At 39.8% G+C, this 14,157-nt stretch carries 16 protein-coding genes; 14 read left to right on the top strand and 2 right to left on the bottom strand.

Translation table 11 applies throughout. The features are described 5' to 3' along the window. Positions 1-452 precede the first annotated feature (452 nt). The 11 genes from AB4114_RS07270 to AB4114_RS07320 all read left to right on the top strand — a co-directional run bounded on the left by AB4114_RS07270 (position 453) and on the right by AB4114_RS07320 (position 9,881). On the top strand, positions 453-1,301 hold the full coding sequence (locus AB4114_RS07270) for an AraC family transcriptional regulator (protein WP_441987851.1): 849 nt from the start codon (positions 453-455) through the stop codon (positions 1,299-1,301). Positions 1,302-1,533: 232 nt separating this feature from the next. Then, entirely contained in the window at positions 1,534-2,001 is a 468-nt protein-coding gene (locus tag AB4114_RS07275; protein WP_441987852.1) for a DUF2716 domain-containing protein, read from the top strand. 199 nt (positions 2,002-2,200) lie between these two features. Further along, complete coding sequence (locus AB4114_RS07280; RefSeq protein ID WP_441987853.1) at positions 2,201-2,455, top strand: hypothetical protein; 255 nt, start codon at positions 2,201-2,203, stop codon at positions 2,453-2,455. Positions 2,456-2,622: 167 nt separating this feature from the next. Then, the gene (locus tag AB4114_RS07285; RefSeq protein ID WP_441987854.1) at positions 2,623-3,075 is read left to right on the top strand and encodes a hypothetical protein; all 453 of its coding nucleotides are present in this window, start codon (positions 2,623-2,625) and stop codon (positions 3,073-3,075) included. Then, positions 3,072-4,442, top strand: a complete 1,371-nt coding sequence (locus AB4114_RS07290; protein ID WP_441987855.1) for an ABC transporter ATP-binding protein — start codon at positions 3,072-3,074, stop codon at positions 4,440-4,442. Before AB4114_RS07285 ends, AB4114_RS07290 begins: the two co-directional genes overlap by 4 nt. Next, positions 4,429-4,821: an ATP-binding cassette domain-containing protein gene (locus AB4114_RS07295; RefSeq protein WP_441987856.1), complete on the top strand. Its 393-nt coding sequence runs from the start codon at positions 4,429-4,431 to the stop codon at positions 4,819-4,821. Before AB4114_RS07290 ends, AB4114_RS07295 begins: the two co-directional genes overlap by 14 nt. After that, positions 4,818-6,575 carry an ABC transporter ATP-binding protein gene (locus tag AB4114_RS07300; protein WP_441987857.1) on the top strand — a complete coding sequence of 586 codons (1,758 nt, stop codon included), beginning with the start codon at positions 4,818-4,820 and terminating at the stop codon, positions 6,573-6,575. Before AB4114_RS07295 ends, AB4114_RS07300 begins: the two co-directional genes overlap by 4 nt. Positions 6,576-6,880: 305 nt before the next feature. Further along, positions 6,881-7,468 (top strand): O-methyltransferase, encoded by a 588-nt coding sequence (locus tag AB4114_RS07305; RefSeq protein WP_441987858.1) that lies wholly within the window; start codon positions 6,881-6,883, stop codon positions 7,466-7,468. 381 nt (positions 7,469-7,849) lie between these two features. After that, positions 7,850-8,242, top strand: coding sequence for a hypothetical protein (locus AB4114_RS07310; RefSeq protein WP_441987859.1), 393 nt, complete (start codon positions 7,850-7,852; stop codon positions 8,240-8,242). Between the two features lie 255 nt (positions 8,243-8,497). Next, positions 8,498-8,992: a hypothetical protein gene (locus AB4114_RS07315; RefSeq protein WP_441987860.1), complete on the top strand. Its 495-nt coding sequence runs from the start codon at positions 8,498-8,500 to the stop codon at positions 8,990-8,992. 154 nt (positions 8,993-9,146) lie between these two features. Beyond that, positions 9,147-9,881, top strand: coding sequence for a WecB/TagA/CpsF family glycosyltransferase (locus tag AB4114_RS07320; RefSeq protein WP_441987861.1), 735 nt, complete (start codon positions 9,147-9,149; stop codon positions 9,879-9,881). 177 nt (positions 9,882-10,058) lie between these two features. Here the strand turns inward: AB4114_RS07320 and AB4114_RS07325 are convergent, their stop codons facing one another. Continuing rightward, positions 10,059-10,910, bottom strand: a complete 852-nt coding sequence (locus tag AB4114_RS07325) for an aldo/keto reductase (protein WP_441987862.1) — start codon at positions 10,908-10,910, stop codon at positions 10,059-10,061. 212 nt (positions 10,911-11,122) lie between these two features. Between AB4114_RS07325 and AB4114_RS07330 the strand changes: the two genes are divergently transcribed. Next, the gene (locus AB4114_RS07330; RefSeq protein WP_441987863.1) at positions 11,123-12,016 is read left to right on the top strand and encodes an AraC family transcriptional regulator N-terminal domain-containing protein; all 894 of its coding nucleotides are present in this window, start codon (positions 11,123-11,125) and stop codon (positions 12,014-12,016) included. Between the two features lie 213 nt (positions 12,017-12,229). Next, a complete protein-coding gene (locus AB4114_RS07335; protein WP_441987864.1) occupies positions 12,230-12,691 on the top strand; it encodes a GNAT family N-acetyltransferase in 462 nt (153 codons plus the stop codon). A 265-nt stretch (positions 12,692-12,956) separates the two neighbouring features. On the opposite strand, the gene AB4114_RS07340 is transcribed toward AB4114_RS07335, so the two are convergent. Next, positions 12,957-13,112, bottom strand: coding sequence for a hypothetical protein (locus AB4114_RS07340; protein WP_441987865.1), 156 nt, complete (start codon positions 13,110-13,112; stop codon positions 12,957-12,959). 676 nt (positions 13,113-13,788) lie between these two features. On the opposite strand from AB4114_RS07340, the gene AB4114_RS07345 reads away from it, so the two are divergent. Then, entirely contained in the window at positions 13,789-14,091 is a 303-nt protein-coding gene (locus tag AB4114_RS07345; protein ID WP_236291356.1) for a Dabb family protein, read from the top strand. Positions 14,092-14,157 lie beyond the last annotated feature (66 nt).

A 14,157-nucleotide genomic window follows, 5' to 3' on the forward strand; every position in this document is an offset into this window, starting at 1 on the left:
ACCAATATCGCAAAATGAGTAACTTGGAAGCTATTAACACGACTCTGTAGAAGATAGAACGCCGTGTGCGGTTAAAGTCGCACGCACGGTGTGGCGGAGGGGAAAAGACGGAGATTATTTCAAAGTCTTACCTATTCCAATCTTATGATCTAGTAAAGTCAGTTAGAGGGAACGCCGGATGCCGGGAAACTGGCACGTCCGGTGTGGCGCAGGGGAAAAGCTGGAGATCACATCAAAGGCTTACCTATTGCAACCTATAGTTCAAGCACAACACAACGGCAGCCAGTACTTTCGGCTGCCGTTTCCACGCTGAGGGGACAGTATTGCTAAAGTGTTATTCGGAATAAGAGGAGAATTATAGTTATCATCGATATCCTGATATTTTGGTGCAGAAAATGCACGGTATTCACTTTTGAACTGAGATAAAATTTATCTTGAAGGGAGGGAAAACGATGGATTGGTTGGATAGGATGAAAAGCGCCATGGAATATATTGAAACAAACCTAGCGGACAATATCTCATATGATGAAATAGCGCAGAGAGCCTGTTGCTCTACTTATCATTTTCAACGAATGTTTCCTTTTATTACTGGGGTATCGTTATCTGAGTACATTCGACGTAGGCGGTTGACATTGGCAGCATTTGAACTACAGACAACAGATGCAAAGGTTATTAATGTAGCTTTGAAATATGGATATGATTCGCCAGAAGCGTTTGCACGGGCGTTCAAGAATCTTCATGGGATAATGCCAATATCTGCGCGCGATAAAGGTGTTACTCTAAAAGCCTATCCTCGAATGTCCTTCCATATTTCAATAAAAGGAGATGTCGAAATGAATTACCGCATCGAACAAAAAGGTCCTTTTGAGATGTTTGGAGCATATGGTATGGTCAATTCTGATCCCCAAAAAGTATATGCTGAAGTTGCTCAGTTCCGTCAACAATGTGATGTAGATGGAAGTGTTGAAGGGATGAATGGATTATTGGGACGTTTTAGTAACACCATCTTGCACGCTGCCTTATATGATCATACTGGAACATCTTTTAAATACATGGTGAGCTATTTCTTACCAAGAGGACTTGAAATTCCGGAGAGATTTACAAAACTTTCTGTCCCGGCACTAACGTGGGCGATTTTCCCAGAACCGCAATGTGATTTAATTAAGTTATGGGGAAGGATTTATTCCGAATGGTTTCCGACATCGGAATACGAACAGGTTGAAGGCCCTACCTTTGAAATGTATTATGGAACGGCAGGGTATGTGTCTGGGGAGATTTGGATTCCGGTTAAGAAAAAATAACTTGTTACCCCAAACGCTACGCATGTGTTTCTCATCATGCTCATGTTGTACTATATTGCACTAACGGATAATGAGAGTTCAATAACAAGAAGAGTAGGCGGCTGATACAATTGGATCGGCTGCCTTTTCTTAAAAAACGGGCAGAAGAGTGGAAAATAGACCCATTAAAGTTGCACAAATTATGTTAGTATTGATCTGGGATTTAAATGACGAGTATATCCGAGGTGTACTAATGGACAATTGGGTTCCTTTATCAAATGAACTTTATCGGCTAGTATGGGATAAATTTTATAAACATTTCAATTTTAAACCAAGTGTTCATAGTAGCGATTGGCCTTCCTTTAGTTTACCATCGCCATATATTACTTATAAATTGACTAGTTATACGGATGACGACATAGACGATTTAGAGAGAAATTGCGTTGCATGCCTTAAATTAGTAACTGAACCTGATGAATATCTTTATGCCTTAGACTGGCAACACGAATCGTTTCAATATAATCCCCATTTGGGTCCACCGAGTACTATTTCCTTTTACCCAGATGGTGATTATTATCTATTTATTAATAAAGATTTCAAATGGGGATATTTAGGGCATCCATGGGAACAAACAATTAGCATCTTTGGCGAAGTTTTAATTCAACAGTTTGAAATTAATAAACCAAAATTATTTGGAGAAGTAGTACGAAGTAGTAAATAACGGATTAAGCTATAGAGGAACGTTACTTAAATAGAGGGATCGTCTGCTGCCGCGTAGTCAGACGATCCCTATTTTTGCTGAAGTTACTGGCAGATTTGCTGAATTACAAAACTCCATATTTAAGTCATAAAATTCCATTTATAACCAAAAATAAGAAGCATATAATTAGGTCACTTAGTCTATGAATTGAGGGGTAACAATGGCAGATTACATTCAAGATTTACGGCGACTAGTTGGTCAAACGAAAATAATTATGGTGATAGCAGGGGCTTTTGTCTTTAATGAAAAACATCATATATTATTATATCGTCGTTCAGACAATGGTTATTGGGGACTTCCGCGAGGAATTATAGCTCAATCACTACATGACGGTAGCTGGCACACGAATCGGCTGCCGTTGTCATTGAAGTATCAGGCAGAAAAGCATAATGGATACAAGCTGCACGTACCATAAATGTGGTTGCTGAAACATTGAACTGCTTATTAATACTCCGTTTTTCTGCTATTGAGGATCATTTATCAATATTAATTCAACCAACAGGCAGCTTTTTATTTATTGTAGATATTAGAAAAAAAGGTACATTTTTATATTATTTTGTAAAGGGATGTGAAGGAGAGAGGATGACAAGGAGGTTTTGGCATCTGTATTTTACTGTTTTTATTAAATCGCCAATAGCTGCAATTCTTATTATTGGTTTTCTCGTCTGTGGTCTTATTTATCTTGTGAATAGCGTTTCTGTCAGTCAATATATTTCGGCAAAGGGAATGATCTCGATTGTAGAAAGTCAAGTTGATATAGTTGTACCCATCCCTGACAAACAGACAGAAGTAAACATCGGCGATCGAGTAACCTGGTTTGTACAAGAAAGCGGGGATCGCTATGAAGGTATAATAACAAGTATTAAAACCGAGGCGGACAGTAGCCGTACGGTTAGGATTGTCGTGAGTCATGAAGAGTGGTTGAAAGATCAACTGGAGCTAGCTTCTAATGAAAGAAATGTACATGTAGAACTGCCAGTTGGGAAACAAAAGGTTAAAGATCGATTGTTTTATTCGGGAGAGGTCAGACAATGAAGCAACCGCATGTTTGGATATATCTAAAGGCATTGTGGCCGATTATTCGGACATATAAATGGAGCTTTCTGAATTTGTTTATCTGTGTACTGGTAACTTCTGTAATCGGTATGCTTTATCCATATATATTCGGTTTGCTAGTCGATGAAGTGTTCTATCACCGCAATTTGGCTTTTCTAAAGGTTATCGTTATCGGTTACGGGATGATTTATCTTGGCGAACAAGGTCTTCATCTAACCTTGAACAGTGTCTGGTCGTACTTGGTTACCCGGTTCTCTTTTGATATCCGAAAAAAGCTATATGACAAAATGTTATCCCTGAAAGCTCCCTTCTACCATGGAAGCCAGACGGGAGATTTGATGACGATTATTAATCGAGATGCTAGTCAAGTCATGGAATTGATTCATTGGAATATCTTTTACCTGTCGGCTAATGTACTCCGTCTATTGACTGCAATTATTTTCGTATTCTATATCAACATCTATATCGGACTGATGATGGTGATCGTGATACCTGTCGTTGTAGTCACCACGTTACTCTTCAGTAAGAAAATGAAAATGGGGATGAACACCCAGCGTTCTAATTACGGTAAGCTTATGAGTTGGTGTGTAGAGATGCTATCCGGCATGCGAGACATTCGACTTTTAGCTGCTCAAAATTATACGTCTAGGCAGTTTGTTCATCTAGTAATTGAATTCATCCGATCCAATAACAGCATTAGTCGCGTTCAATATGTATCCGAGCGAGCTGTTAGTTTGATTACATTGTGCTCCGATTTGGCACTGTATACGGCTGCTAGCCTGCTCATTGTTCATGGACAACTTACAGTTGGCGGGTTTATCGCTATGATCGAGTATTTCTCTCGGGCCAACGGACTGTTGAAAAACATGAGTGGTGCTAATGGACGGCTGCAACAAAATAAAATCTCACTTGAGCGGATGTTCCACTTATTGGCCGAAGAGGAAGAAGACATACGTAGAAGCAGCGGCAAACCACTGTTTATAACGGAGGGTGCTATCGAGTTTCAACAGGTAACTTTTCAATATCATTCGGATACACCTGTTTTGGATGGCGTTAGCTTTCGGATAAAAGGTGGCGAAACGATAGCTGTCGTTGGGAGAAGCGGCTCGGGGAAAAGCACGTTGGTTTCTTTGCTGTTACGGTTTTACGAGCCAGCGGAAGGTCGCATTCTTGTTGATGGTACGCCGATTGATGCGTGCAGCCTGTATTCATTACGTCAGCAAATTGGTGTTTCGTTGCAGGAACCTACGCTTTTCGAAGGTACGATCCGCGATAACTTGCGATGGGGAAGCAAGTCGGTTAGTGATGCTGCACTTTGGGCGGCTTGTGACCGTGCTGCTATTTAGAAGTTTGCCCCGTGGCTTCGACACGATAGTTGGAGGTTCAGGTATTCAGATGTCTGGTGGGCAAAAACAAAGAATCGCCATCGCAAGAACGTTCATAAAAAAGCCGGGCATACTCGTGTTTGACGAAGCGACGTCAGCGTTGGATGGAGAGGCGGAAGCAGCTGTTAGACAGGGCTGGAGAGAAAATGGCGGGCAGGTAACGACAATGATCATTGCCCATAGACTTTCGACCATTTTGGATGCAGACCGGGTGGCTGTTCTCGAAGAAGGACGGATAGTCGCGTTTGGACATCATACGGAATTACTTAATTCCAGCAGTACATATAGGAAACTATTCGAGGAGCAATATTCAGAGCATAGGGAGGTCGCTTCGATATGAAGTTGTATGTAGTAAGCCACCGGCGGAAGTGGTTAAAGGCCTTTGCACGTGAGCTGAAACCGCATAAATCCCTCCTTCTCCTACTACTTACGCTCAAAATAGGGTTGATTTTGTTGGGGCTAACCTCTCCACTTCTCTTCAAGGTATTGATCGACGATGTAATGGTAGCTCAGAAATCGCAATTATTACTCTATGTTTGTCTTGGGTATATAGGTATCTATGTAATTGAAAGCTTCATTATGGCTCTCTATGCCAAGAGTGGGAATGCGCTGACGAATAAATTATCGTTTACTTTGCGCAGTACCATATGGAAATATTACTCCCGCATACCGCTTAGCCGATACGAAAAGATGAATGCCGGAGATTTGAAAAATCGGATTGATGGTGATGTTGAAGCTGTGGATCGGTTTGCTAAGCTTTACCTCTTAGAATACAGCTATAGTATGCTTTTTGTTCTGGTAAGCGGCTTCATGATGTTTACTTTTAATTGGAAGCTTGCTTTATTCGGCATGCTGATGGTACCTCTTTCCTTTTGGATGACGCGCTGGTTAGGCAAGGGAGCCAAAATAGCAGCAGAAAACTATCGGGAAGTAGACGGGAAATATCAAGGTTGGTTGCAACATTCACTTCGAGGATGGCAGGAGATTAAAGCAGGTGGGTTAGAAAAGAGAAGCTCACTTACATTCACTGAATATTGGCATCAACTAAGCGAAGCATTCTTCAGAAAGCATCTATTTTGGTATGGTAATCGGACATTCCAAGCTATCAAAGATTTTTTTATTACACGGATGAATTTGTATTTTGTTGGAGGACTGCTCATTATCTACGGTGAAATGTCGATCGGGACACTGCTCGTATTCATGAAATATTATGAGCAGTTTTTCACGGAAATGGCGAAAATCAATGATCTTGATATGCAATTCGCCAGCGATATCCCTTCTTTGGAGAGAGTGAGTGATGTTTGTAGAGGGCAGGATGAAGAAATAACGAGTACGCTTCCCTTTAAATTGGAGAATGGAAGCGTGTCGTTTGAGAAGGTTAGCTTTACATACGAAGAAGCGAACGAAACGGCGGTTAAGCAGGTGTCCTTCCATATTCCTGCAGGTAAAAAGGTGGCCATCATCGGAAGAAGTGGTTCTGGAAAAAGTACACTGATTAAGCTACTGTTAGGCCTATATGAGCAAGAGTCAGGACGAATTGTTGTTGATGATACGGATACACGGCTCATCCGACCGGTAGAGCTTCACCGTGCAATCGGCGCCGTCATGCAGGATCCTGCCGTATTCAATATGTCCATTCTCGATAACGTTCGATTGGCTAATCCTTCGGCAAGTAACGATGAAGTGATGGCAGCATGCAGGAAAGCTTATATGGATGAGTTTATCAGCAAGCTACCGGATAGGTACTCAACCTTGATTGGCGAGAAGGGGGTTAAACTTTCCGGCGGTCAGAAGCAAAGGCTTGCAATGGCTCGCGTCATTCTAAGTGGTGCGCCGATCATTGTTTTTGACGAAGCAACATCGCAGTTGGATCATGAGTCGGAGAAAGAAATTCATTCCATGATTGATCAGCTAGCCGGCGATAGGACAATGATTATCATCGCACACCGGCTCTCTTCGATCATTGGATCGGACCATATCATTCTGATTAATAATGGAGAAGTGGAAGATCAGGGTAAGCATGAGTATTTATGGCACAACAGCGAGACCTACCGTTCCTTGTTTCGCAAACCGATTAATGCAGCGGGTGCATGAATGGAGTGATGGTGTGAATACCTGCTTTTTGAATGCCCGAAAGAGGAATACAACAACCATACATTACTGGGTAGTTCGAGGGAACGCTAACAAGAAAACTATAGAGGAGGTGCTTGCTTAGCGGCAACACCTCATTTGATTTATTAAAGTAACGGTACAAGGGAGATGATTTGCAGCAACTCCTTTTTCATTAATGAAAACTGACACTTAGTATGCAACTTCTACGATGGTAGAGTAGGTATTTCTGTTGAATAAAAATATGTTATGGTAGTAAACAACCTAACCATAAGTAAAAGGGGAAGTATATGATAAAAACTAAGTTCATGGAAAACAATCTTGAAAATAGCGTCGTTACCCAAATATTAATCGAGGCAAATGATATTGGATTTAATCTTTCATGTGATAGTCATACTGGTTCACTATTAATGACTTTAGCAGCATCCAAAAGAAACGGACGATTTCTTGAATTAGGTACAGGGGTTGGTAGCTCTACAGCTTATATTCTTGCTGGTATGGATTCTAAATCCTCTCTTATAACGGTCGAATTCGATGAAAAATTGCAAGACATAGCAAAGAAATACCTAAGTGTGGATGAAAGAGTGCAATTCTATTTAGGCGACGCTGGTGAGTATATAACGAAAACATACGATCAAAGGTTTGATATCATTTTCGCTGATACATATCCAGGTAAATATACATATTTAAATGAAACCTTAGAATTATTAAATATAGGCGGGCTATATGTAATAGACGATTTGCTTCCAGTAGATGAAGATGATGATGATCCCAAAATGGAGGAATTAGTAAGAAGTTTGGAAAATCGATTGGATTTAATAATTACAAAACTAAATTGGTCTACTGGGTTAATCATTGCCACGAAGATTAGTAACTGATCATATTTTTTTAACAAGAATGTAATGTAGCACTTGATGAGTTCCGCTAACACAGAACGTTTGTTCAATAAGCATCTAAACCAGGTTGACGCATAAATAAATCGCGGCAGCCTATTTCGCTAACGGGCAGTTTAGCACGGTAATTAGTCAGTTCAAATTACGTCCCCAATAATGTTGTTATGTGATACGCTAATGGGAGAAGATACTCCAACCCATATCGCAGTTAGAAGGAGATTATCATGAAAATTTGGAAGATGACGAATGTTTCCGAGCAGTTGCAGCCGCTGGAGAAGGTACAGCAGCAGCAGCAGGCATCTTAGGGAAAATCATAAATTGGGTTAAAGGGTTACCAAACTAGACCAGACTGAGGAGGTTGCATGCATGAAGGATTATAAGTTATATATGCTTTTCCTTCCCGAAAAGATATATTCGATCGAATTTATTAAACAAAATGGAGTATTAGAAGGTACGCTAGCTATATCTGAATTAGTCAGAGAGGTAACGGAGATAATTACTTCAGTACCTAATATATCAAATAGTTCACATCCATTCACAGCCGTACAAGAAGACGAACAAATAACTATTACTTTTGTAGGATATCAGTCAAATTATTTAAATTGGACTGATTGGATGGAAGGAACTATTTGGTCTGGTCATATTTCTAGCAAGAATTTAGTATTAACAGATAAGGATGAATTTCAATATGAGTTTACATCAGGCGAGCTAGAGGAATTTCACAATCGATTAAACAAGTTATACGACCTTATTGGCTGATTTCAACCACCTTGCGACACCATCGTAGAGTGGTTTTCTTTTTGTCTGCCATTGTATCTTAACAGCTATTTCTTATCAATTAACTTAATCCTCTATGGAAACCGTTAATAAACGTTAGATAATGTTAGTTCTATCAAAATTAGGGAGCAGAACGCCGCGACAGTTGCTCCCTTTTTCTATTAAACTAAAGGGCAGATTAGTTGAATTGAAACAAAAAAGAAGTTTTTCTTCTAAGTAAAAAAGGAGTGAATGACGATGAAAAAACCATTTAAAGGTGGGGTACTCATGCTACTGGTGGTCTTGAGTTTAATCAACTTAACTCTGAATGGTTGCAGTAATCAAAAAATCCAGAGTAATAATAGTGGAGATGTTGTCGCCGGAGATACGTTGTATGTGCACGAAGGATATCAAAAAAAACTAGAGTCACTAAAATTAACGGAAGTAGTTGCAATGCCGTATTTTAAAAGCCCCTTTATTTCTGTAGCTCAAGATAGCAATGGAACCCAGTTTGCTGTGATTTTTCGCGAATCTGGAGAAATTTATCGTGAACAACTATCAGTAAGATACCAAGAAATTATTAATCTAATTGAAAGCAAAGTAGGTTATAAAACTTATCTTTCCGACGAAAATTTCAAAAACATCCACCTATTTGAGATTAATGGAAAACTTGTTTGGAGCTATGATGACGGAAAGAATAAACTTTATTTAGACAAAGAGGGTCGCGAAACCGAACCATTTATCAATAAATAATTGAAGAGCCTTGATAAAATTATGTCGGATGACAAAACATTGTCCAATTCCCGAGAAGATTAAAAGGGCGCGTTCAGCTAACGGGCAGGATACCATGGTAATGACATCCATGTTAAAATGTGGTAAACAAACTTAATGAGGGTGACAAACCAATATGGAGAAATACGCTACAGTAATGGGAGTAAAATTTCCAAAAATGACGTTAGACCGAACTATAGAGGTTCTTACTGATGTTATTGAAGAGAAAAGATCCGAACTCTTTCATGTAATAACGGTTAACCCAGAGATCGTCATCGCTTGTCAAAAAAACACATCGTTACGAGCAATAGTTGATGAAGCAGGTCTAATTACAGCTGACGGTATTGGAATTGTAATGGTGTCTCGTTTAAGAGGCGGAAATCTTCCAGAAAGGGTTACTGGGTACGACACGTTGTTACGGTTACTTGATTCTGGTAACCAAAAGAAATGGTCATTTTATTTTTTGGGTGCAGATCCTATCACTAATGAGAAAGTCTGTGAGGTTATTCGCAAAAAGTATCCTGACCTTTCAATATTAGGTAGGCACCATGGTTTCTTTAAGCAAACTGAAGAAGATAAGATTATTGAAGAAATTGGAAACCTAAAGCCTGATATATTAGTGGTTGCACTTGGAGCGCCTTTTGCAGAGAGATGGATTCATAATAATAAATCAAAATTAAATGCGAAGATTGCTATTGGTGTTGGAGGTAGTCTTGATGTAATTGCAGGAAAAGTAAAAGAGACTCCAGAAAGTTGGAAACGGCTAAACATAGAATGGCTTTTCAGGTTGATTCAACAACCTTCACGATGGAAGCGACAGTTGATCTTACCTAAATTTGCATTTCGTGCACTGACGTTTAGAGAAAAGTAAATCGCCGTTCCATTAAACGAACGGAAAACTATAGCTTCATGACAATGGGCTACCGAATCTATCGGTAGCCTGTTCAACTAAAGGGCAGTTTACGCTAACGAAACCTCTTCAAATGGTAGCTAAAAATGCCAAAGGAGCTGCAGCTAGTTAGTAGCTGCAGCTGATGATTTCTACCGGTTAAATATCAAGTTTACGTTCACCAATCCATTTCACCATTGCAGGATCACGATGGGAGAAGAACAGGCTCTCTTTCGTATCCAACGTAGCAATCGACTCCATATCCTGCTGGCTTAACTCAAAGTCAAAGATGTTGAAGTTTTCAACAATTCTTTCTTTACGAACAGACTTTGGAATTACAACAACTTCTCTTTGTGTCAGCCAACGTAAAACCACTTGAGCGACAGATTTATTATACCTTTGAGCTATGGATACCAATACTTCATTTTGGAACAAGTTATTTTTTCCTTCAGCAAAAGGAGCCCATGACTCGATCTGAACACTGTTTTCTTTCATGAATTTTGCATTTTCGATTTGCTGGTTGAAAGGATGCGTTTCTACCTGATTAACGGCAGGAACAATTTCATTATGAATAATCAAATCGATCAGGCGGTCTTCGTGGAAATTACTAACCCCGATTGCACGCACCTTTCCTTCCCGATATAACTCCTCCATAGCACGCCAAGATCCGTGCACATCGCCATATGGCTGATGAATCAAATACAAATCCAAGTAATCTAACTGCAATCTTTGCAGCGATTTTTCAAATGCCTCTTTAGTGCGCTCATATCCCGTATCCTGCACCCAAAGCTTTGTCGTGATAAATAAATCCTCTCTTGCTAAACCACTTCGCTTGATTGCTTTGCCCACGGCTTCTTCATTCATGTAAGAAGCAGCTGTATCAATAAGACGATAGCCTGCAACAATAGCGTCATAAACGCTTTGTTCGCATTCATTTGGATCTGCAATTTGAAATACACCAAAGCCAAGTATAGGCATCTCAACGCCATTGTTCAAAATTACTTTTTGCATAAAAATCCTCCATTGTTTTAAGTATTATGTGTAAATCAACTCGATGTATCCGCGAAACAGAAAGCTTTTTACAGTTTTATTATGCACCTAATGCAAAAGGGTGCGTTATAATGATCTTGTCAAATGTTTGCCTAATTCTCTCACAACTATTTATGTGACAAAAGAATACGACTATAATCGAACTATAAATATGACGGAACGAGGATGGTTAAATGTCTGAAATAATCACTATGCAGCAAAATGAACTTGCCAAAATTATCAATCGCCACGCTAAAAACGAAGGTGTTTACAATACTGCTATTCCATCATTAGTTTTCGTACGTGACTCTAATGGATCTGTACCACGCCATGGAGTCTACAAACCTTCCTTTTGCATTGTAGTTCAAGGCGCGAAGGAGGTCTGGTTGGGGGAAGATTGCTTCAAGTACAATCCTGCAGATTACCTTATTTCTTCCGTTCACTTGCCTGTTATAGCTAAAATCACCGAAGCGTCTCCCGACGTTCCGTATTTGGGTTTTATACTTGAATTTATGGCGAATCAAATTTTAGAGATTTTGCGTGATTCTGAAATCCGGGTTGGGACGAAAGAACATGCAAAGCGAGGTATGTTTGTTAGCCGAATGGAGCCATCTTTATTGGATGCAGTCACAAGGTTGGCTCGGTTGCTTGACAATCCAAAGGATATTCCAATACTTGCGCCGCTGTTCACCAAAGAGATACTGTATAAGGTTTTGCAAGGTCAGCATGGGGGGAGGCTCGAACAACTTGCTATAGAGGGTAGCTCTGCCCATCAAATAAATGAGGTTATTGAACATATCACGAATAACTTTGATAAATCGTTTCGAATTGAAGAGCTAGCGGAAAAAGCGAGTATGAGTGTCTCGTCGCTTCACAGGCACTTCAAAGAGATAACGGCCATGAGTCCTGTTCAGTTTCAAAAACAACTGCGACTGCAGGAAGCTCGTCGCCTGTTATTAACCGAATCAGCAGATGCCGGTGATGTCGCATTTCGAGTTGGGTATGAAAGTCCTTCGCAATTCAGTCGGGAATATTCCCGGATGTTTGGTTATCCACCTAGACAAGACCTGCAGCGTTTAAAAACATAAAATGAAGGTTTGAACACTCCAGTTAATGAATTGTGGCCATTTAACGATTAAGCTAACGGATACGATAGCTCAATGCGCGGTGAACCGTACCATAAATAAGGGAAAGTTTTTTGATGATATGGCATGTGTAACAAAAATGTCTAGAAATGGTTCTAAGCTAATGGGAATATAGCCCAAGAATTCATTGAATTAATGAAAGAGGTGTTTTGCTTTATGGATCGGATTACTCTTCACCAGTCCGAATACTCTGATGTTGAGACAATTGCAAATTTACGGGCAATAGTACTACATGATGATTTAACAAGGTTAGGTAGATTTAATGAAGACAGGGTTCGCCAACGTTTTCGGGATTCATTTGATCCGAATCATACATGGATCATAAAAGCAGAGTCTAACTTTATTGGGTGCATTGCTTTCAAAATGATATCTGATAGGTATTTATTAGAGCATTTTTACATCCATCCTGATTTCCAAGGTAAAGGAATTGGCAGCCAAGTATTAACTTATTTCCTGAAACAAGATTATGTCGTAGGAAAACGGGTTACTCTGAATGTTCTTCAAGGAAGCGCGGCTAAACGCCTGTATGAACGGTTCGGGTTTGCAGTGGATAGTGAGGATCCCGTAGATATTTTTATGTCTATTGTAGTAGGCTCGCAAAAAATTCCGGGGTTGTAAATCCTGCAAAAGATACCGAGAAAAGATTCATTTTCCACGACACTAACGGGGAACGATTGTTTTAATCACAACACGACGACAGCCAGCACGTTTAGCTGTTTGCTTAAAAGCCACTACAATTTAGAAGTGGCTTTTGCTGTAGATATATAAACTTTAAGTTTGAATAACTTTATGCGTCTCCGGCCATTTGGCACGAAGGATGGGAAGGCAGCATAACGGTAAGTTTCAGTTGAATCAAAGCATTGAAAGATAAATAAAGCGAAGATTACCTCTTCTCCTCATCATCATTCATATATTCTTCGACAGTATTGTTAAACCCGATAGGTCCTTCAACACCTAGACGATCATGAATAAAGTCAGCTTTTTCCGCCATACCTTCATAAAAATCGTTTTCATTGTCATTTTTCCCTTTATCAGCCAATCTTGAACACCTCCATAATTTATCGAAGATAGTTTACACAGAATTAGGAATTTTATCCAAGCGATGAACTCTTTGGCGACTACGCTTGCGAGAAACGTTAGTGCAATGTCGAACTACTACCAGGAGTTGCCAGTGGGCTTCTCATAAGTTGAATGTAGTAAATGCGAAGGTGGAATGTATGACTAAAAAACTGTTTATCTCCTTGTTCGTATCCTGTGTATTGATTCTATTGAGTATCGGGATAGTTTTATTGTCTGCTTTTGGTGTGCCAACAAAGTACAAAGTTACGAAGATATGAAAAATGCTCAATTTGGATTTCCTATCTCCTTTATAAAGCAGGATCTTATAAAATCAGGAATTACAGGATATGAGGGTGGATTTCCACATCGTTTCGAAATGCAAACAGACTTTCTTGATAATGATATAACCATGGATTTTTCAATGATGAATTTTATCTTCTCCACGGTCATTGTTTTCGGAATGGTACTGCTACTATACATACTATTACGAAAATTTGGGTCAAAATTATGGTATGGCTGACGATATGAAATTAATGAAGTTGATATGATTTAACATGAATCTTAAACACCGAAGAGGTCAGAGGGGCGGCAGTCGTTCACTCCGCTAATGCAAACTATAGCACCACAACATTAAGCTAAAAAGGAGCAATTTAGCGATGTACGAACATCTCGTTGTATTCAAGTTCAATACTAATGTCACGCCAATCAAGCAACAGGAATTGCTGGATCAATTGTTAACGTTTCGGGATCGTATCCCCGGGATATTTGATATAAGTGCAGGCATCAACGTAACTGAAGAAACGGAAAATATTAAGGGCTATACTCTCGGATTGCGGGTAACGTTTGAAGACCTTGAGTCGCTGCGTTCATATGGTCCGCATCCCGTTCATCAGGAATTTGTTAAATCGCTGGATGGTATATTGGAAAATGTTATTGTAGTTGATTACCCATTGGTTTAAGCAACCACAACGAGGCTGCCGATATAGATCGGCAGCCTCGTTGTGCTAACGGGCAGTTTAGCGCAA

The organism is Paenibacillus sp. 2RAB27 (genome assembly GCF_052115445.1).
Lineage (GTDB): Bacteria > Bacillota > Bacilli > Paenibacillales > NBRC-103111 > Paenibacillus_E.